The 20,450-nt window shown below is 44.9% G+C and carries 17 protein-coding genes; all 17 read right to left on the reverse strand.

All coding sequences use genetic code 11. The features are described from left to right. Positions 1-275: 275 nt before the first annotated feature. Complete coding sequence (arr, locus tag NIE32_RS14415) at positions 276-1,025, reverse strand: NAD(+)--rifampin ADP-ribosyltransferase (RefSeq protein WP_253053489.1); 750 nt, start codon at positions 1,023-1,025, stop codon at positions 276-278. A gap of 498 nt (positions 1,026-1,523) precedes the next feature. Next, the gene (gene rlmD, locus NIE32_RS04620; protein ID WP_253053490.1) at positions 1,524-2,900 is read right to left on the reverse strand and encodes a 23S rRNA (uracil(1939)-C(5))-methyltransferase RlmD; all 1,377 of its coding nucleotides are present in this window, start codon (positions 2,898-2,900) and stop codon (positions 1,524-1,526) included. Between the two features lie 901 nt (positions 2,901-3,801). Beyond that, positions 3,802-4,341, reverse strand: a complete 540-nt coding sequence (locus NIE32_RS04625; protein WP_253053492.1) for a cupin domain-containing protein — start codon at positions 4,339-4,341, stop codon at positions 3,802-3,804. Positions 4,342-4,669: 328 nt separating this feature from the next. Beyond that, positions 4,670-6,316: an FAD-dependent oxidoreductase gene (locus NIE32_RS04630; protein ID WP_253053494.1), complete on the reverse strand. Its 1,647-nt coding sequence runs from the start codon at positions 6,314-6,316 to the stop codon at positions 4,670-4,672. 13 nt (positions 6,317-6,329) lie between these two features. Continuing rightward, a complete protein-coding gene (locus tag NIE32_RS04635) occupies positions 6,330-6,632 on the reverse strand; it encodes a rhodanese-like domain-containing protein (protein ID WP_023511147.1) in 303 nt (100 codons plus the stop codon). Positions 6,633-6,721: 89 nt separating this feature from the next. Continuing rightward, positions 6,722-7,042, reverse strand: a complete 321-nt coding sequence (locus tag NIE32_RS04640; RefSeq protein WP_023511148.1) for a rhodanese-like domain-containing protein — start codon at positions 7,040-7,042, stop codon at positions 6,722-6,724. Positions 7,043-7,088: 46 nt separating this feature from the next. Then, positions 7,089-7,352, reverse strand: a complete 264-nt coding sequence (locus NIE32_RS04645; protein WP_023511149.1) for a metal-sensitive transcriptional regulator — start codon at positions 7,350-7,352, stop codon at positions 7,089-7,091. A gap of 156 nt (positions 7,353-7,508) precedes the next feature. Further along, positions 7,509-9,977, reverse strand: a complete 2,469-nt coding sequence (locus NIE32_RS04650) for an FAD-dependent oxidoreductase (protein WP_253053496.1) — start codon at positions 9,975-9,977, stop codon at positions 7,509-7,511. A 179-nt stretch (positions 9,978-10,156) separates the two neighbouring features. Further along, positions 10,157-10,390, reverse strand: coding sequence for a glutaredoxin family protein (locus NIE32_RS04655; RefSeq protein WP_023511151.1), 234 nt, complete (start codon positions 10,388-10,390; stop codon positions 10,157-10,159). Between the two features lie 458 nt (positions 10,391-10,848). Further along, complete coding sequence (locus NIE32_RS04660) at positions 10,849-11,787, reverse strand: diacylglycerol kinase (protein ID WP_253053497.1); 939 nt, start codon at positions 11,785-11,787, stop codon at positions 10,849-10,851. A 714-nt stretch (positions 11,788-12,501) separates the two neighbouring features. Further along, positions 12,502-13,938: an Asp-tRNA(Asn)/Glu-tRNA(Gln) amidotransferase subunit GatB gene (gene gatB, locus NIE32_RS04665; RefSeq protein ID WP_023511155.1), complete on the reverse strand. Its 1,437-nt coding sequence runs from the start codon at positions 13,936-13,938 to the stop codon at positions 12,502-12,504. Beyond that, positions 13,935-15,395 (reverse strand): Asp-tRNA(Asn)/Glu-tRNA(Gln) amidotransferase subunit GatA, encoded by a 1,461-nt coding sequence (gene gatA, locus NIE32_RS04670; RefSeq protein ID WP_253053498.1) that lies wholly within the window; start codon positions 15,393-15,395, stop codon positions 13,935-13,937. Before gatA ends, gatB begins: the two co-directional genes overlap by 4 nt. 24 nt (positions 15,396-15,419) lie before the next feature. Next, positions 15,420-15,716, reverse strand: a complete 297-nt coding sequence (gene gatC, locus NIE32_RS04675) for an Asp-tRNA(Asn)/Glu-tRNA(Gln) amidotransferase subunit GatC (RefSeq protein WP_253053499.1) — start codon at positions 15,714-15,716, stop codon at positions 15,420-15,422. Between the two features lie 135 nt (positions 15,717-15,851). Beyond that, positions 15,852-16,454, reverse strand: a complete 603-nt coding sequence (locus NIE32_RS04680; protein ID WP_354327097.1) for a LysE family translocator — start codon at positions 16,452-16,454, stop codon at positions 15,852-15,854. 42 nt (positions 16,455-16,496) lie between these two features. Beyond that, a complete protein-coding gene (locus NIE32_RS04685; protein ID WP_253053501.1) occupies positions 16,497-16,958 on the reverse strand; it encodes an Lrp/AsnC family transcriptional regulator in 462 nt (153 codons plus the stop codon). A 226-nt stretch (positions 16,959-17,184) separates the two neighbouring features. Beyond that, entirely contained in the window at positions 17,185-18,363 is a 1,179-nt protein-coding gene (locus tag NIE32_RS04690) for a CamS family sex pheromone protein (protein ID WP_253053502.1), read from the reverse strand. 12 nt (positions 18,364-18,375) lie between these two features. Then, positions 18,376-20,379 (reverse strand): NAD-dependent DNA ligase LigA, encoded by a 2,004-nt coding sequence (ligA, locus tag NIE32_RS04695; RefSeq protein WP_253053503.1) that lies wholly within the window; start codon positions 20,377-20,379, stop codon positions 18,376-18,378. Positions 20,380-20,450: the final 71 nt, after the last annotated feature.

Here is a 20,450-nt window from a genome sequence, read left to right on the forward strand (position 1 = left end):
TGGGTAAATAAAAGGATGTGGTTGGAGCCCGTGGTGAGTGGTTCTTTAGCTTAGTCATCCGCGTTCAGGGAATCGAAACTCCGCATTTCACGCACAATCTTAATTTACCCAGGTCGCACTGAACAAGTCACTAAAACCAGCCACGGTACTTGTCCCCATGGCTAGCAACAACAACCAAGGCACCTACGGAATCAGGCGTAAGGTGCCTTGCTTTCTTTTTTGTATAAGCCCACAGACAAACTTGAAACATAACTATTTTACCCATTGAAATATGTTCAATTAATAATTTCGCCCTTGTTTTTGGCTAACTTTTGGTGCCATTCGTGTCGCTCCGTAGTTGTCTGTTTCCTCCACTCTGTTTCTTCACCAATAATTCTTAAAGGTTTTTGTGAGCGATATGACCGCGTTAAGTTACCCGGAAATTTTTTGTCCGTAAGATTTGGGTCGTTTTCAAATTCGCCTGTTGGTTCTATTATATAAACGCGTTCTCTTCCTTCTCCTTTTGCTAATGCTGCTGCAAGTCCTGCGCCATTTACATTAGCAGTAAAATAAATGTGGTTCATTTTAAGCTCAGGTTTGTAATTTGAAGTTCCACCCGCTGTCAGTAAATCGCCAACCTGCAAATCTGCCTTTGTCCCATGATAAAATGGTCCTTTATCAGAAGGAGCACCCTTATATGAATTTGACAATTCATAATTTCTTTTTGCGTTATCAGAATCACGCAACTCCTCATAACATTTGGCGATGTTTAAAAATAACGTTGAGTATGCACTTTTAACATTCTCATCATTTATATTTTGTGCACACTTTAAAGATGTTTCCATCCATTTCAATTTGTCTATAATACTAATTTGTTGACGAGCTAAATGGTAAGCTGCAATAAATCTTTCATAGTCGTCTGTTGCTTCGTGCCATGCTTTTTGAAATATCGCGGTCGCATCTTCAATGTTCCCGCTACTTTCCAAGTTCATCCCACTCATACAAAGTTTAATAATGATGTTATTCGGGTTAAATTTTATAGTCATTCAACCTTACCTCCGAATTAGTAATCACATTTCATCATGCCTAATAGGACGTCTCATTTTCCCATTCACCATTATGGCTAATTAACCGATTAACCTAGTTCAGTCATGTTCACGCGCCTATTTCACAACCATTTTATCGATTCAACCTTGACTAATCAAATCAATCCAATCCACGATCACACCGTGAAATAACCAGGAAAACATCCAATTTGACCACTCACAAACACCTAACATCTAAGCTGACCATTTGTCGACCACCAACATCTAAATCGTTCTGCCGCACTCAATACTGCCAGCTTTGACTTATTCCCTCGGAGCGACTTTCACATTGAACTTCTAAAAATGCTAATTACTTATCTACTGAGCTTTTGACACACTCACCATTTTACCGTTCATTAGTGGATCTGTTCCCAAAATAAGAAAATCCGAAAGTAACACCTGTCTAGGTGACAAGTCCCAACTCCCGAATATCACTTGTTTTCTACACTTTTTAGCCTTTTACTTTTCTACCCGTGACATCAATACCACGCACTCAACGTGCATCGTCTGAGGAAACATGTCCACAGGCTGCACTTTCTTCACACCATACCCGCCTGCAGTGAGCAGTTTGAGGTCACGAGCGAGTGTTGATGGGTTGCAGGAAACATAGACAATCCGCTCTGGCTGCATGGTAATCATAGTGTCAATTAATGCAGCGTCGCAGCCTTTGCGCGGCGGATCGACAACGATGACATTGGGTTCAATGCCCTGGTCACGCCAATTTGGAATAACATCTTCTGACTTACCGACTTCGAAGCTGGCGTTTGTGATTTTATTAAGTTCAGCGTTCTTCTTCGCGTCCTCAATGGCTTCAGGGACGATTTCAACACCATACACGTGTTTTGCTTGTTTGGCGAGGAACAGAGAAATGGTTCCGATACCGCAATAAGCATCGATCACCGTCTCTTCCCCAGTGAGTGCTGCGTACTCAAGAGCTTTTCCATATAATACTTCGGTCTGTGTCGGGTTAACCTGGAAGAAAGAGCGCGCAGAGATTGCGAAGGTGATACCGCCAATCTGATCATAGATCACATCGCGACCCCAGATCGTCTTCGTTTTATCGCCGAATATGGCATTCGTTCTTTTTGAATTCACATTTTGCGCAATCGATTTGATTTGTGGATATTGCTCAGTCAGTGCTTTGATCAACAGCTTGCGGAAAGGTAATTCTTCAGTACGCGTCACGAAAACAACCATCACTTCACCGGTCTGCTTGCCGACGCGTGCCATCACATGCCGAAGGATCCCTCGATGCTTGAGTTCATCGTATGGCGTCAGACCGTTTTCTTCAGCAACGCGGTGCGCGGTTTGCACAATGTCGTCGATGAGCGGATCGGTAATCATGCAGTGTTCCATGTCGACGATCTCATGACTGCGTTTTTTATAAAAGCCGAAAGCGAATTTCCCATTTTGCGTGGCCACTGGAACTTGAATCTTATTTCGGTAGCTCCATGGTTCTGCCATGCCGAGAGTGGGTTCGACAGGAATGTCACTTAAGCCACCGATCCGCTCGAGTGCATTGCGCACGATCTCCCGTTTGTAGGCGAGCTGACCTTCTGCACTGATATGTTGAATCGCACAACCTCCGCATTGATCGTAATAGGGGCATGGCGGTTCCGCGCGCCGATCACTAGGTTGGGTTATTTCGAGCAAACGGCCGAAACCGTACCCTTTTTTTGTTTTAATAACTTGTACTTTTGCCTTTTCTCCAGGCAGTCCACCTGGAATGAACAAGGTGTAGCCGTCGACCTTGGCAACGCCGGATCCGTCCTGAGTTAGGTCGGTAAAAGTCACTTCAAGTTGATCATTTTTGGCTACTGGGGTAGATTCGGACATGTTTTCGTACTCCTAATGATTAATTGTTTGCCTGAATGGGTTTGATGCTGATGATGCAGAGGTTATCAGTCTGTTTTTTGTTTTTATCGTTCTAATTCATAGTTTTATCGGTCTATTTGAAAAAAATATCGGTCTGTTTCGCAGATTTATCGGTCTATTTGCGAAAGTAAACGTACTGCGTTAGCTTATCTCTTTATAAGATAGCGGTAAAATGGCAATAATACAAGTTGCCCACATGCGCCGCGTTTTTTCGTTACTCGGAAGCTTATTATCGCTCGTTATGCCTCTCGATCTAATTTTTTCATGATTATTTGCGGAACAGCTCGGTGTGCACCACTGGTTTCTCATTTCCGGCATCGCTATTATTTTGATTGCTTTAATCGTGTAGCGGCGGCTTTCGATTCGTCCTAGATTAATCAATAGAAGTAAAGTGCTATGAAGTTGATCATATTCATAGCACTTTTTTATCTCCTCATCAACTTAGATTTACATGGGCTCTCATTTCTTAATAGATTATAAGCTAAGATAATCCTTCTCAAAGTCTTTCAGTGACGAATAACATCTTATAGTTTTATGTAATATCACATATTCGTTAGCGTACATATCCATCATTCGATCAAACGCTTCTGCAAATTCTTCGAGATTTCGGGGATCGAACTCTTTCAACAAATTAATGGCTACAGTTCCATATTCCTCATGCATCTCATGATAAAATTGCTGACAATACATAGCTGTCATTAGTAATAAACCCATTACAATCTCATTAATTTTCCTATTTCGCCAGATTGCGTTCTGACGTTATATTATAAATTAATCTTGTCTTCCTTTGGAAAAAAGCAGAAGTGTTCATTTTTACTTAACGACTACAACGTTTTAATTGCATACTCCAAAGCCAAATTGATTACCTCGTTCCTTGAGCCATAGCTTTCGTTTCATGAACTGTACCATACGGATGCTCAGGTGGGGCATAGACAACGTACACTTTAAGGGGGCGATTACCTGTATTGGTTAAATTGTGCCATTTTCCTGCAGGTATCATAATTGCATAGTCATCGTACGCCATAACTTGAAAATCTAAGTTATCTCTGCTATCACCCATTTGAACAAGCCCCTGACCTTCTTCAATCCGTATGAACTGGTCGGTTGTTGGATGAACTTCCAAACCTATGTCTTCACCAACATTAATACTCATCAAAGTTACTTGAAAATATTTACCTGTCCATAAAGCGGTGCGGTAATTATTGTTTTGTTTGGTTGCTTGGTCAATATTCACTACGAATGGTCTTGTTCCATAATCTTGTAATAGGATGTTTCCATATGGATTATAGTTGTGGTTGTTCCAGTCGTAATAGTGGGGATTCCAATCATAATTCCATTTATTATTCCAGTGGCATTGCATTGGATTATGCAATTGATGGTGATAGCATGAATTAGGGTACATACACATGTTCCTCTCAGTGATTTTCTTATTGACCATTTATCCTATGCAACTACCTAGTTACAGGTAACCAAAATGGGCAAAAGTCCACTTGAACCTACACCTGAGCCAATTAGGACAGCCTTGAGACCGCTTTTGCTATTAAAAGAACCACCATCTCCGTAGAAAGAAGAGAAGAGGGGAAAGAAGTTTTTATTAAATGAATTTCGTCTCCATAAAAAATAAAATAGCCGGACAGATCCTGGCTTTCCCTGTCCGACAACCCATAATTTTGTTCTTCACTTTTCATAACACTGATTCAATCGAACTGATTGTTAACCTTTTGTATTGGTTACTTTACTATTTCTGGAAAAACGCTACTGTACAGTTTATAGCCTCCATCCAGATTCTTTACCGAATAACCGTTCTGAGCAAGAATACGCGCCGCAAGATAGCCGCGAAGACCCACCTGACACGTCACAATCAGATCTCGAATTTTCGGAATCTCACTTAACCGTTCACGAAGATCGTCTAAAGGAATATTCACAGCCCCTTGGATGGTTCCGTTCCCATATTCCTGTTCTGTCCGAACATCAATAAGCATTTCGCCTTGTTTTACCAGTTGATCGACTTCGTTCCATTGAACATTCTGCACATTGCCGTCCAACAGATTTGCTGAAGCATAGCCGATCAAATTAACCGGAGCCTTGGCCGAGTTAAATGGCGGAGCGTAGGCAAGTTCAAGTTCGGTCAGATCATTGACAGTCATTTGTCCATGAATCGCTGTGGCAAGTACATCAATGGTCTTATCAACTCCCTTCTTGCCAACCGCCTGAGCACCTAGTACCTTCCCAGATTCAGGGTCAAAGAGCAGTTTGAGTGTCATCTGTGCACTACCTGGATAATAGGACGCATGATCCGGCGGACTCGTGTGCAGTGCCTCGTAAGGGATATTGAATCGCTGCAATAGTTTCTCACTCAATCCAGTGACAGCCGCAGACAAATCAAAGGCTTTCACTATTGATGTACCCAGAGTTCCCTTGTAACTGCGTTTCATTCCGCTAAGAATATCGGCAACCATGCGTCCTTGGCGATTTGCCGGAGAAGCGAGCGGAATGACCGCTGGTCGACCGCCGACAGTTTGAGCAACCTCTATTGCATCTCCAATGGCATAGATGTTTGAATCGCTGGTCTGCAGATGATCATTCACTGATATACTTCGGCGTATGCCAAGCGCTAAGCCTGCTTGCTCAGCTAAGGATGATTCTGGAACAACACCGACCGACAAAAGGGTCAAATCTGTCTTTTTGCGCATGCCATCATCGAGAACCAGAATCGATCCATTTTCATCGAAGCCAGTTACGGTTTTCCCTTTAAGCACTTCAATGCCGTGCTTTTTCAGTTCTGCTTCTACCACAATAGCCATTTCTGGATCAAGTGGAGGAAGGACTTGGTGTTCTCGTTCAACGATCGTCACTTTAAGTCCGTGTTCCGCCAGATTCTCGGCCATTTCAATGCCGATAAAGCCGGCACCGATGATTACCGCGTGATCCACTTTATGCTGCTGCAGGTACTGAACAATGTGTTCAGCATCCGGAACATCGCGCAGCGTGAACAAATGATCGGCTTGGTCGATCCCTTCAATTGGCGGACGCATCGGACGCGCTCCTGTTGAGAGAATCAGTACGTCGTAGGTCTCTTCATAAGATTTTCCATTATGATCAATGATCACCTTCTTTTGTTCTCGATCAATACGGGTGACTTCGCTTTTCGTCCGCACATCCAGACGAAAACGCTGATACAGCTTTTCTGCCGTCTGCACAAGCAGCTTCGACCGTTCTTTAATCACACCGCCAATAAAATAGGGAAGCCCGCAATTGGCAAAAGAAACATAAGGACCGCGTTCCAAGACAATAATTTCTGCCTCTTCATTCAACCGGCGAAGCCGCGTTGCTGCCGACATACCGCCGGCCACCCCTCCAATAATTACATATTTCATTGAGTTTCCCTCCTTAAAATTCGATCGGTCCGTGCCAGTTCATCATCCCGCCAACCATATTCTTCACCTTAAATCCACTTGCGGATAAGATGGCAGAAGCCACACCGCTTCTGCTTCCAGAATGACAAACAATAATGTGCTCTTGATTTTTGTTGATTTCATCAAGACGATTCTGGATTTTATTAACCGAAATATTCTTGGCACCAGGAATATGCCCCTCAGCAAATTCAAAAGGTTCGCGAACGTCAATAATACTTACAGGCGCATGACTGCGTATCCGTTGCTCGACCTCTTCGGGTGTCCACTCTTCATACATGCTGTTTTCCTCCTTGGAACAACTTTTTATTTTTTATCAAAAACTGCGCATCTATATACCCATATGGGTATATTTTTTCCCATAAAAAATTAAAACCAGCGATTCATTCCGCCACGCACATTAGTCACTTTTTCATAACCTGCTTTTTTCAAAAGCTTACAGGCCACCGAGCTTCTCATACCGCTTTGACAAATGACAACCACTTCTTTTTCTTTCGGAATCTTATTGAGATGATTGCTCAGGGTTTGCAGTGGAATATTGACAAAACCCGGAATTGACCGACCGCTGAATTCTGCTTTTGTACGTACGTCAAGAAAATAGTTACCCTTTTTACTCGGCAGATAGACTTCCTTTAGCTCTGAAGTGCTTATCTTCTTGATTTTGGGTTTGCAAAAGAACATGCATCTCATGATTGATTTCCTCCTTACGCCGTTGGACTCACTTCATCTTGATCCCTTAACGGCTTTTCACCAGCATTTGAACCGCTTCGTTTATGATTGATTCAGCTGACCCTTCACCGTTTTCAATCTGTTGCCGCAAGCAACTCTCGAGATTCTTTCCAATGACCAAACCTAGTGCACGGTCCATTGCCGACCGTGCAGCCGTCATCTGGGTGACCACGCTGCGGCAGTCCTCTCCCTGTTCCATCATGTGAATAATTCCGCGGATTTGCCCATCAATCCGTTTCAATCGATTGGTCATTTGCGATGTATACTCCATGAGCTGCCTCCTTTTATACCGATACAGGTATATTATTCAACTTATTTTTTGAAGTCAAGCAAATAGGAACAGTCCCGCAGGAGTTTCGCACCTACACGCTTAATCTATAACCTACCCTTATCAAAGAGGGGCGGCTTATTCAATGATTTGATCTGATTAAATAAATAGATTCACATTTGATTTTGCTGCTTCGCCTAAATAGCTGGCCACACCGCCGAATTCAACACCATCGATAATTTCTTCCCGTGCAACGCCCATGAGATCCATACTCATCGTGCAGGCAACCATTTTCACGCCAAGCTGTTTTGCACGCTCGATCATAACAGCAAGACTATCAACATTCTTGTCAGCCATGACCTTTTTTATCATTTTCGGCCCTATGCCACCCATATTCATCCGTGAGAGCGGCAAATGATCCGCGCTCTTCGGCAGCATCATACTGAACAGTTTGTCGGTTCCCGACTTGCTAATCTTTGTATTGGCATGCCTCTTAATAATATTTAGCCCCCAGAAGGTGAAGAAAAGCGTGACTGGCTTGCCCATCGCAGCCGATCCAGTCGCAATAATAAACGTTGCGATTGCTTTATCCAAATCGCCGTCAAAAACCACCATCGTCGTTGCACCGCCAGTGTCTGGGGCAGCTTGCAACGTATGAGCAGCATCGTCATGGCTAGCCTTTACTCCCTTCACCAGCGTCGCAACCACCTTATTGCCGACAATATCATTCGTCAGCAATTGATTACCTGTCGCATTTGCCCAAGCAACAATATCCTTGTGAAAACCAAAATCAGAAGCCTGCACTTGCAAGATGTCTCCCTTATTCATCTTCTCCATGGATTGCTTGACCTTGAGAATAGGACCTGGGCACTGTAGCCCGCAAGCATCTACTTCAATTTTTGTACATTGCGGTGCTTGCTGCGCAGTTGTTGAATCCGATCCACTTTGAGCTGCAAGATGGGGCTGCGTTTTCATCTGACCCGTCTCATACTTTGCTTGTTCATAAGTTTTTAAACCGCCGTCAAGATTATAGACTTCAAAACCATTTAGTGCCAAAATGCGCGCGGCATTATAACCACGAAGTCCTACAGAGCAATAAACGTAAATCGGCTGTTCCTTGGGAAGCTCCGCCATCCGCCCTCTTAGTTCGCCTCGTGGAATATGATGACTGCCAGGAAGTTTTCCGGCAGCAAGCTCGAAGGATTCGCGAACATCCAAGAAATACGCCTGTTTCTCAATCAGTGCATCGACCTCATGCCATTCAATCGTCTTCACTAATCCTTGCCGCTGATCCGCAGCGATATAACCAGCATAGTTGATCGGATCTTTTGCCGATGCATACGGCGGCGCATACGCTACTTCAATCAACTGAAGATCCTCAACCGATCCGTTTAAACGCATCACTGCTGAAATCATGTCAATGCGTTTGTCCACGCCTTCCGTACCAATGGCTTGCGCACCGAGAATTTTCCCATGTTCACCATAGATCACTTTCAATTCAATGGGTGCTGCGCCAGGATAATAGCCTGCATGGGAATTGGGGTGTAAATGAACAACCTGATAGGCAATGCCGGCCTGATTCAAAAGGCGCTCGTTTTTCCCTGTGGTTGCCACGGTGAGTGCAAAAACCTTAGCCACAGCTGTACCCTGCACAGGAGGATTCTTCGCATCCAACCCATTTAGATAGTCTGCGAGAAAACGTCCTTGCCGATTGGCCGGGCCGGCAAGGGGGATTAACGTTGGTGTACCAGTGATGAAATCTTTAACTTCGATCACATCGCCAATCGCAAAAATATCTGGAACATTTGTTTCAAAATGCTCGTTAACAACAATCGCACCTTTAATGCCCGTCTTCACACCCACTTTTTGCGCCAATGTACTGTCGGGTAAGACGCCGATCGCCATCACGGTCAGGTCGGTGTCTATTTCTTTGCCGCTACTAAGCACTACCGTTTTCCCATTGTCGGAAAAACGTGCAACGCCATCGTTTAAGATGAGTTGAACACCATGAAGTTCAATTTGCTCATGAGCAAATTGCGCCATTTCAAAATCAAGCGGTGCCATCACTTGCGGACTCGCTTCAACAAGTGTGACCTCCAAGCCGAGATCTGCAAGATTTTCAGTCATTTCTAGCCCAATAAAGCCGCCACCGATTACCGCAGCTTTGTGCACTATATGAGCATCGATATAATTTTTTATACGTTCAACATCCGGTATATTCCGTACGGAAAAGACATTATCCGCTTGATCAAGTCCCTGGATCTTAGGTACAATCGGTTTTGCGCCAGTAGAAAGGATTAAACGATCGTAATGATCCGTTGCCGCTTCACCGTTCAACACATTTTTTACCGTAATGATGTGTTTTTCCGGATCTACATTAACCACTTCTCTGTTGTTGTGCACCTCAATATTGAATTCCTTGACCATGTTCTCAACCGATTCGACAAGCAGCGCGTCTTTTTCAAGGATGGTACCGCCGACATAATACGGCAACCCGCAATTAGCAAAAGAAATGTAGGTACCTTTTTCATACATGACAATTTCATTATCTTCACTTAATCGCCTGAGCCGTGTCGCTACACTTGCACCGCCGGCAACGCCGCCGACAATAATGATTCGCTGTTTCACAATGAGCCCTCCTGGTGCATGTATTCATGGCGATGGATTCGCCAATGTTCAACCGTATTATACCCTATGGGGTATATAGTTTACAATCTTTTCTCAATACCCAAAAAATGAGAAGGGGGTTTCCTGTTCTCTTTTTGGTCAATTATTGATTTCTTCAACCTATTGCTGGTCAAGCAAGATTATGCATGAACAAAACTCATGATTCGATTAGGATCAAATCCGAGTACCCATTGACCATTAACATTTGTTTGTGGCACACCCATTTGTCCGGTTGTTTCCACAAGACGTTGACCAGCAACTGGATCTTGTTGCACATTGACTTCTTTAAATGGCAATCCTTGTTTTTCAAGAAAATTCTTCACCATATGGCAATAAGGACAAGTATTGGTCGTGTACACAGTAATTTCATTCATCGCTAATAACTCCTTTAAAATGTTTTTTCAATCTTAAAGTCAAAAGTTTAATTGTTTATCACTAGCGAGCCGATATCCTCAAAACCTAACATGAGATTCCGACTACAATTGCAGTATATACCCATACGGGTATTCAGGGAACTATTTTGCTCACAAATTTTTCTCCATCCTCATTAATCACATGCACCTCGCGGCAGAGTATGGAGAATTGATCATTTTTACTTTTTCTTCGATCTCAAAATGCTTTTAACCAGCTTTTATCGGTCTCTTCGAAAAAAATATCGGTCTGTTTCACAGATTTATCGGTCACTTTTCAAAATTTATCGGTCTTATCGTAAAATCCACGTACAGAGTTGATTCATCTCTTTATAATAGAGCGATAAATACACAAACCGCTTGCACACGCATGCGAAAGTGCCATGAACCCCATTGAGTTCATGGCACTTTTTTCAGCCTGTTTACTGGAGTTGTTTCACTTCTTGCTCAATGTTCAGCAGATGCGCATCCTGCGTTTCTTTCGGGACCATCAAATGCAGATGGTGATAGAGATTAACGATTTCGCCGGGCAGATCACCGCCATATTCTCCGTCGATATTCAGCTGCATTTTTTCTTGGGATTCAATCTTGATGCGGCTTGCTTGAGCATAGATGACTTTCTCATCTTTCATATGCTCACCGCGAGTGGCCATGGATGCGAGGCGAATGAACTCCGCCAGGTTGGCCGCCTTCAATATAATCAGGTCGAACAGACCGTCGTTCATTTTTGCTTCGGGAGCAAGCTTCTCGAATCCGCCGACTGAGTTGCTGTTGGATACGAGAAACAGCATGATGTCGCCTTCAAAGGTGCGATCGTCATAATCAATTTTCACTTTGATTGGCCGGATCGATGGAAGCATTTCAATGCCCTTGATAAAATAGGCCATCTGGCCAAGCATGGTTTTCAGCTTGCTCGGTACATCATAGGTCAACTCGGTCAGTTTCCCACCGCCGGCGATGTTAACGAAATAATTGTTGTTGACTTTGCCAATATCAATCGGCATCTCGTGACCGTTGCAAAGCACATCGCAAGCTTTGACAATGTCACGGGGAATGCCGACGGCGCGGGCAAAATCATTGGTTGTTCCTAATGGCAGGATGCCGAGCTTCGGGCGATAATCCATTTCCGCAAGTCCATTGATCACCTCATTAATGGTGCCGTCACCGCCTGCCGCCACTACCAAGTCAAATTTCCGCTTGACTGCTTTGCGCGCGCCTTTCGTTGCATCTCCCTCGGCTTTGGTCGCATAGGCTGATGCTTCATAACCTGCATCCTCAAGACGATCCAGAATGTAGGCGATATTTCTCTTCGCCAGTTCGCGGCCTGACGTTGGATTGTAGATTAATCTTGCCTTCTTCATGATTATCACCCAATCAAACTCTATATATAAATATCTACGTTCAAATGTAGAAAAAGGAGTCTTCCTTATCGGCTTAAATTTAAGATGTCATATGTCATGGTACGATTTATCGGACGCTTTTGATTGTTTTTATTCATTGTTTCCGATCTCACTTACTGCTAATCAGCGATTGGAACAAATCAATGGTTTCTGAGACAATCATGGATGCGTTTACGTAAAACTGCAACTGCACACAGTTCGCTCTCTTTTCACGAACTTCCTTATTTTATTATATTGTAAACAATTTTTAAAATCAAAATCGATCACGTGACGTTTCAATGGTTCGCTTTCCAATGCAGTCGGCATTTGCCGTGGCAAATGCCTGCCGATTTTAAACTGTATAAGTCAGTTTTACGAACTTATCGATCAGTTTCAAAGTTTTATCGATCAGTTTGGAAAAAGTATCGATCACTTTCAAAAATTTATCGATCAGTTTGGAAAAAATATCGATCATTTCAACAGTTGCCAGCAATCAATCCGGTCGTTATCGCGGATAATTCGTCGTTGCGGCGTTTCATTCGGTCATCGCAGATATTCCGGTCGTTACCGAAAATAATTCGGTCGTCTTCACGAATAATCCGGTCTAAGTGCCAAATATGGTAGCGAACATCGGCGTTTTACCGCAAAAAAGCGGGATCCCGCACAATTAGGGGTCCCGCCTTTACAGCTTTATTTTTACAGCTTGTCAATTTCTTCGAGAATGATCTTGTTGACCATCTTTGGATTGGCTTTGCCGTGTGTTTGTTTCATGACCTGTCCAACAAGGAAGCCGAGGGCACGGTCCTTGCCGTTCTTGTAGTCAATCATGGATTGCTTGTTGGCTTCGAGAATCGGTGCCAGCATTTCGCGAAGTGCGCCTTCGTCGGAGATCTGAACAAGGCCTTTGGCTTTGACAATTTCTTCCGGATCGCCACCCTTTTCGATCAGGTCTTTGAAGACCTTCTTGGCGATCTTGCTGGAAATCGTGCCTTTTTCAATCAGCTGCACCAGTTTGGCCAAGCCTTTGGCGGTCATCGGTACTTGATCGATGGTCTTGTACTTGCTGTTCAGGTACGCAGACACATCGCCCATCAGCCAGTTAGACACGAGTTTGGCATCGGCACCTTCAGCAACGGCATCCTGGAAGAAGTCGGACATCGTTTTCGCCTGTGTAAGCACCATTGCGTCGTACTCCGGAAGGCCGAATTCTTCGACGTAGCGTTTCTGACGAGAATCCGGCAGCTCAGGAATTTCCGCTTCGATCCGGTCGATCCATTCCTGATCGATCTTCAGCTTGATGATATCCGGTTCCGGGAAGTAACGGTAGTCTTCGGAGCCTTCTTTACCACGCATTACAGTTGTCGCTTTAGTTGCGTCATTATAACGGCGCGTTTCCTGAACGACTTCGCCGCCGGAAAGCAAAACCTTTTCCTGACGTTTTTCTTCGTAAGCGAGCCCTTTTTCAACAAATGTGAATGAGTTCAGGTTCTTCAATTCGGTCTTTGTGCCAAATGTCGTCTGGCCGAAAGGACGGATGGAAATGTTGGCGTCACAGCGAAGCGAGCCTTCTTCCATCTTGACGTCGGAAACGTCGATGTACTGCATGATCGCTTTCAATTTTTCCAGATAAAGATAAGCTTCATGTGGGTCGCGCATATCTGCTTCGGAAACGATTTCGATCAGCGGTGTGCCGACACGGTTGAAGTCGACAAGCGAACCGGAACCGTCTTCCAAGTGGTTCAGCTTTCCGGCGTCTTCTTCGAGGTGCAGACGGTGCACACCGATCCGTTTCTTTTCGCCATCGAGTTCGATTTCAATGTAGCCGTTGCGTCCGATTGGCTGATCGAACTGTGAAATCTGGTAGGCTTTCGGATTATCCGGATAGAAATAGTTTTTGCGGTCAAATTTGGTCTCACGTGAGATTTCGCAATTCAGCGCAAGCGCTGCTTTAATTGCATAATCAACGGCTTCGTGGTTCAAAATCGGCAGAACACCAGGATGTCCGAGACAAATCGGGCATGTGTTGGTGTTCGGTTCGGCACCGAATTGGTTGGCGCAGCCGCAGAATGCTTTCGTTTTTGTTTTCAGTTCGACATGGACTTCAAGTCCGATGACTGTTTCAAAATTGCTCATTTATTCATCGCCCCTTTGGCAGGCGTTAGTGTAAATCCGGCGGTTTGTTCATAGGCATGAGCCGCGCGATACAGTGTCTCTTCGCCGAATGGTCGACCGATCATCTGCAGACCGACCGGAAGTCCATCAGCAAGACCGCATGGAAGGCTGATCGCTGGAATGCCTGCAAGGTTGACTGGAATTGTTAAAAGGTCGTTTGCATACATCGTCAGCGGATCATCGATATTTTCACCGATCTTGAAGGCAGTGGTTGGTGTCGTTGGTCCGACAATGATGTCGTGATCCTTGAACACTTTTTCAAAGTCTTGCTTGATCAGCGTGCGCACTTGCTGCGCTTTTTTATAGTAAGCATCATAATAGCCAGAACTCAGAGCAAAGGTACCAAGCATAATTCGGCGCTTCACTTCATCGCCGAAGCCTTCGCTTCTCGATTTGTTGTACATGTCGATCAAATCGTTTGTTTCCGCGCGGACGCCGTAACGAACGCCGTCAAAACGTGCGAGGTTAGCCGACGCTTCAGATGAAGCAATAATATAGTAAGCAGGCACCGCATATTTCGAATGCGGCAAGGACACTTCGTCCACAACCGCACCCAGTGATTCGAGCTGCTTAATGGCTGCACGGATATTCGCTTTTACCGATTCATCGATACCTTCGCCGAGGTATTCTTTCGGAACAGCCACTCGGAGACCTTTGATGTCGCCGGTCAAAGCCGCGGCATAATGAGGTACAGCTAAATCGGCACTTGTTGAATCATGGCGGTCAAGTCCGGCAATGGTTTCAAGCAGGTACGCGTTATCTTCGACCGTACGTGTAATTGGTCCTGCCTGATCCAATGATGACGCAAAAGCAACCAATCCATAACGGGATACACGCCCATAAGTCGGTTTCATGCCGACAACGCCGCAGAATGCGGATGGCTGGCGGATGGAACCACCTGTGTCGGTACCCAGCGCAAAAAGCACTTCGCCCGCAGCGACCGCCGCTGCGGAACCGCCGCTGGAGCCGCCCGGTACACGTTCGAGATCCCATGGATTTTTCGTAATCGCAAAAGACGATGTTTCAGTAGATGAACCCATCGCGAACTCGTCCATGTTTAATTTTCCGATGGTAATCGCCTTTTGTGTTTTTACCTTCTCAACTACGGTAGCGTCATAGAGCGGATCGTAGTTTTCAAGAATATGGCTGGCACAAGTGGTTTTCAATCCCTTTGTGACCATGTTATCTTTAATTCCGATCGGCATGCCTGTAAGAATTGCATCTTCAGCGGATCCGTTTTCGTCAATGGCCTTTGCTTCTGATCTGGCTGCTTCTTCATTCAAGGTCAGAAACGCCTGCACATCACCATCGACATCATGAATACGCGTAAATGCTTCGTCGACAAGATCGGATGCCTTGATTTCCTTGCTATGTAACTTTTGAGACAAAGACACAAGGCCTTCTTCAAAAAGTGGCATCACTATTTCCTCCTTCAGCTTCAATCAATCCGCTTCCATAATCAGCGGTACTTTAACTTGTCCATCTTCCTGGAGCGGTGCGTTCTTGAGCGCTTCTTCGCGCGGCAATGATGGTTCAACAACATCCTCGCGCATCACATTATACATGTCCAGCACGTGGGTGGTCGGTTCAATGCCTTCTGTATCCAGTTCATTAAGCTGTTCTGCGAAACCAATGATCGCATCCAACTGCGTCGTAAATGTTTTTATTTCCTGATCATTAAAAGACAATCGCGCCAGATTTGCGACATATTTTACTTGTTCTTCGTCGATCCTGCTCATCTTTTTCACCTCCGCCAATCGGCTTCATTTGCCACCTCTTGGCAAATTCCAACAATGCTTTAATCATATCAAATTCTCTCTGCACTATGCAATGATTGCAGTGGGCAAACCACATAAATAGAATCGAAAGTTTCCTTAATACAACTCACTGATTTTGATCAGTACCTTGTAAAGGGCGGTAAGCCCAAATGCGAGAATAATGAGTGCAGAAAACCGGTTTATCCAGCCTAGTCGTGTTGTGTCCATCTTTTCCCGAAAATACCCGACACATACGCTGAGCAGCAACCACCATAACGCCGACCCGCAAAAGACGCCGATCACTAATAGCATCGCAGCAGCAGGGTTTCCAGCCGGAATGCCCATGCCGGCAAAAATACTGATAAATGATAAGATCGTCATCGGATTCGTCAGCGTCAAAAAGAAAGTAGACAGATAGCTACCGATGATTTGCCCCGTCTGTCTCATCCCTTGAGGCTGATGTTTCGCTACAGCAGACCGCCATGTTCTCATGCCCAAGAAGCAGAGAAAACAGCCACCAATCAGTTGGAGCCAAAACTGCTGTCCTAGCAAAAGTTGCGAGACTATAGTGAGGCCAAATGCTGCAATTGCCCCATAACAGGCGTCAGCGCTCGCCGCACCAAGACCGGATACCAATCCGTGGATGCGTCCCAATGCGAGTGTTCTTCGAATGCAAAGTACGCCAATTGGACCTACCGGCGCAGCGATTACAAAACCCAAAATGAGACCTCTCAGGAAAAAGGATACGTCCATTGGTTCACCTCATGCAAACCGATCAGAGTGAATCGGAAGCTTATTCGTTTCCTTCAATGAGTTCATCACAATCGTTGTGCGCGTCTTCACACCGGGCAATGCCTTCAATTCACAGCTGATCACTCGGTCCAAATCCTTCGTGTCTCGACATCGCACCTTCAGCAAATAATCATAGGCACCAGCAATGTGATGACATTCTTGGATCTCCTCAAGCTTAGCGACAATGTCCAGAAAGTCGGCACGCTGCTCAGTCTTCTCTAGTGTCACTTCCACAAAAGCTGTGCACGTATTACCGACATGCTCCGTATCAACGACCGCCTCATACGATTTGATCACCCCTCGCTCCTCTAAGCGTCGCACTCTTTCCGCAGTCGCAGGTGAAGACAAGCCAATCTCATTTGCCAAATCCGACCATGTTGCACGCCCGTCCTTCATTAATCGTACGACTAATTTATAATCATATGAATCCAATATGTATCGCCTTCTTTTCTTAACTTATTACTCTAATTATACTAACATAACTAAATAGCACAATGTTTTCATCGAAAGATCTCCCATCAATGGCCATTTCGTCTTCTGTTTTTCGATGGAGATCATTACTAAAGAGCATCATGCTCTGAACGTAGAAAAAGAGTGAAGCCTTTAGTAACTGCTTCACTCTTATCGCCTAACTAGTAAATGTTTTCCTACACAAAGCTTAGTGTTGGAAAATATGGACATACGGTTCATCCATGCTGCTTGTGCGCTCGATCAACGCTTCCGGAACACTGCCTGTTGTGATATAAATGTGGATTGGCAAACTATGTGAAAATGGAATCCGGTCCTTCACCAATGAAGTCACATAGTTGGTAAAGCTCAGCATTTCCGTCTCATCAACAAATTTATTAAAGTTGATATCCAAAGTCAGATCACTCAATTGTTTGTTCCGATAATATGCTTTGCCGATCACACCGACATAATCAGGATAGTACTTCTGCACGAGACTCTTTACTTGATTGAATTTCTGCAGATCTTCCTTATAGTGGCTGGTTGCCGTATTCGATGGGAACAAGACATGATGTTCATCCACATTTGTCCATTTACTAACCGTTGTCGATCCGCTTGGAACTTCCGCCGTTGCGAAGAAGTCTCCCGGTACATACGATTGCGGCGCCGCGGTCATGTAGAGCGTCATGAAAATAGGTACATTTTGCAAATCACTGTGTAGATTTCTGATCCGCTGAAGGATTTGCCCAGCATGTGCCTTTCCCCACGCCTTTACTTTTGCCCGATTTAAATTCTCTGAAATCGGATAAATCTTGCCGTTATAGTTAATATTATCTGCATACACGGAGTTCAAAGATACCGCAATGGATAGACCGGCAATCTTGTATTGTCCTTTATTGTTTTTCTTCAAATAATCCTGCTCAAGAACATAATTAATGTATTTCGGACTGCTCTTCGACTGATTAACAATATTATTTCCTTTTCCAAGTGCCGGATTTATTCCCGGTACATTTTTATGGGGTTCCTGTCCGCGTCTGTAGAGAATACTATTAATCGTTGATTCAGTCATATATTGTCCGCTCTGAAAAACATAATCTTTCGTACTGTATACACTTTTGGACAAATTCATCAGGCCGAGTTCGAGCTGATCCATATCGACACGATTCTTTGGCCCATACTGAATATAGCCGCGCGTTGGATCGGCTTCCTTTGGTTGCAACGATTGATAATCCGAATCATTAGCATTAGGAATCAAACTGGCCGTCTCGGTCTTTCCACTATCTGTCTTCACTACTTTATTATCCGATGCATTACTAAACCAGCATCCTGACAAGACGAGCTGCAAGGAGAGCAACACTGATCCTACAGCTGCTGTTTTTTTCCATTTCATCTGGGACATCCCCTATTCTTTCAGTGTTTCCACAAAACGCGCTTCATCCCAGACCTCGATCTGCAGCGTTTGCGCTTTCTTAAGTTTTGATCCGGCGGCTTCTCCTGCAACAACGAGATCCGTACTTGCACTGACACTCCCGGTGACTTTTCCGCCGCGACGCTCAATCTCTTCTTTGGCTTCATTGCGTGTCATGAGTGTCAGTTTGCCTGTCAGGACAACCGTCTTCCCGCTAAAAAATGAATCAGAGTGTGCTGCAATTTCAGGATCCGGACCGAGATAGGTCATATTTACGCCTGCTGCCTTCAGCTCACTGATCAACGCACGAACCTCAGACTTTGAGAAATAAGCAATCAGTGACTCAGCCATTTTCTCACCGATTTCATCGACTGCAAGCAGTGCATCCATTTCAGCTGCTGCGAGTTGGTCGATATCTTTAAAAGCTTGAGCTAAGATCTTTGCCGCCTTTGACCCGATATAGCGGATGCCAAGGCCAAAAAGCAAATGTTCTAATGAGTTTTCCTTGGAGTGTTCGATCGCCTTCAATAAATTGTCGGTCGATTTCTCACCCATACGTTCCATAGATAATAATTCATCACGGTTCAATTTGTAGAGATCGGCAACATCGGCGATCAGTTGTTTTTCAAACAACTGAGTAATCACCTTCTCACCGAGCCCGTCGATATTCATCGCACCGCGAGAAACAAAATGGATCAGTCCCTCACGAATGAGTGCCGGACACTTCGGATTAATACAACGAAGTGCCACTTCTTCCTCAAGCCGTACAAGAGCGCTGCCGCATTCCGGACAGTGGGTTGGCATGGCAAATGGCGTCTCATCGCCGGTTCGCTGCTCAACGAGAACATTGACGACCTCTGGAATTATGTCACCCGCCTTCCGAATAACAACACGGTCACCAATCCGCAAATCTTTTTCACGAATCAAGTCTTCGTTATGGAGTGAGGCTCTTTTGACCGTTGTTCCGGCAACTGCTACCGGAGTCAAGACAGCCGTTGGCGTCACTGCCCCAGTACGACCAATGCTGACTTCAATCGCTTCGAGTGTTGACACGACTTCTTCTGCAGGGAATTTATATGCAATCATCCAACGCGGCGATTTCACCGTGTTGCCAAGTGCACGCTGCTGCGCCATGGAATCGACTTTCACGACGATACCATCGATGCCATAGGGCAATGCATCACGTTTTTCAGTGTATTCTTTAATATAGTCGAAGACTTCCTGCATTGTCCGGCAGCGCCGTGATTCCGGATTAACCGGGAGACCAAGTCGCTTGATCTCTTCAAGTAGTCCATAATGCGTTGTTATTTTCTCGCGATCAAATTGTCCGGAACTATATAAAAAGACCGATAGTCTTCTTTTCGCCGAAATCTTCGGATCGAGTTGCCTGAGTGATCCGGCAGCGGCATTCCGTGGATTCGCAAAAAGCGGTTCGCCATTTCTGCTTCGTTCCTCATTGAGCTTCTCAAATGATTTTTTCGGCATGTACGCCTCCCCTCGCACCTCGAAATTAACCGGTTCAGGTAAAACCAGAGGCAACGATCGGACAGTCTTTAAATTATTCGTAATATCTTCGCCAATCGTTCCGTTTCCACGTGTTGCGCCTAAAATAAACTGCCCATTTTCATAGGTGAGGGATACCGCGAGCCCATCAATCTTCAATTCGCATACATACACCACATCATCGCCAACTGCCTGACGTACGCGGCGATCAAAATCAAGCAGCTCTTCTTCATTGAAGACATCCCCTAAACTCAACATCGGTACATCATGAGTCACCTTAGTAAATGCCTTAAGCGGTTCGCCCCCGACACGTTGCGTTGGCGAATCCGGAGTGATCCATTCCGGATGTTCCGTTTCGATTGCGATCAGTTCATTCATCAGGCGATCATATTCGCTATCGGGCACACTTGGACGATCTTCCACATAGTATTCATAACTGTATTGATTCAGTTGTCTGCGCAAGTCGGTCAGTTTTTGTGGCCATTGAGCATCCATAATTCGTTTCTCCTTTTACAGGTATCCATGAACTGCGCATATGCCGCGCCATCTATTCATGAACTTCATTC

It is taken from the genome of Sporolactobacillus kofuensis (assembly GCF_024125425.1).
Taxonomy (GTDB): domain Bacteria; phylum Bacillota; class Bacilli; order Bacillales; family Sporolactobacillaceae; genus Sporolactobacillus; species Sporolactobacillus kofuensis.

What these genes read in the sequence shown, in the direction of transcription:
- arr (WP_253053489.1), bottom strand. Translation starts at nt 1,025, where the DNA reads ATGACTATAAAATTTAACCCGAATAACATCATTATTAAACTTTGTATG.
- rlmD (WP_253053490.1), bottom strand. Translation starts at nt 2,900, where the DNA reads ATGTCCGAATCTACCCCAGTAGCCAAAAATGATCAACTTGAAGTGACT.
- NIE32_RS04625 (WP_253053492.1), bottom strand. Translation starts at nt 4,341, where the DNA reads ATGTACCCTAATTCATGCTATCACCATCAATTGCATAATCCAATGCAA.
- NIE32_RS04630 (WP_253053494.1), bottom strand. Translation starts at nt 6,316, where the DNA reads ATGAAATATGTAATTATTGGAGGGGTGGCCGGCGGTATGTCGGCAGCA.
- NIE32_RS04635 (WP_023511147.1), bottom strand. Translation starts at nt 6,632, where the DNA reads ATGTATGAAGAGTGGACACCCGAAGAGGTCGAGCAACGGATACGCAGT.
- NIE32_RS04640 (WP_023511148.1), bottom strand. Translation starts at nt 7,042, where the DNA reads ATGAGATGCATGTTCTTTTGCAAACCCAAAATCAAGAAGATAAGCACT.
- NIE32_RS04645 (WP_023511149.1), bottom strand. Translation starts at nt 7,352, where the DNA reads ATGGAGTATACATCGCAAATGACCAATCGATTGAAACGGATTGATGGG.
- NIE32_RS04655 (WP_023511151.1), bottom strand. Translation starts at nt 10,390, where the DNA reads ATGAATGAAATTACTGTGTACACGACCAATACTTGTCCTTATTGCCAT.
- NIE32_RS04660 (WP_253053497.1), bottom strand. Translation starts at nt 11,787, where the DNA reads ATGAAGAAGGCAAGATTAATCTACAATCCAACGTCAGGCCGCGAACTG.
- gatB (WP_023511155.1), bottom strand. Translation starts at nt 13,938, where the DNA reads ATGAGCAATTTTGAAACAGTCATCGGACTTGAAGTCCATGTCGAACTG.
- gatA (WP_253053498.1), bottom strand. Translation starts at nt 15,395, where the DNA reads ATGCCACTTTTTGAAGAAGGCCTTGTGTCTTTGTCTCAAAAGTTACAT.
- gatC (WP_253053499.1), bottom strand. Translation starts at nt 15,716, where the DNA reads ATGAGCAGGATCGACGAAGAACAAGTAAAATATGTCGCAAATCTGGCG.
- NIE32_RS04690 (WP_253053502.1), bottom strand. Translation starts at nt 18,363, where the DNA reads ATGAAATGGAAAAAAACAGCAGCTGTAGGATCAGTGTTGCTCTCCTTG.
- ligA (WP_253053503.1), bottom strand. Translation starts at nt 20,379, where the DNA reads ATGGATGCTCAATGGCCACAAAAACTGACCGACTTGCGCAGACAACTG.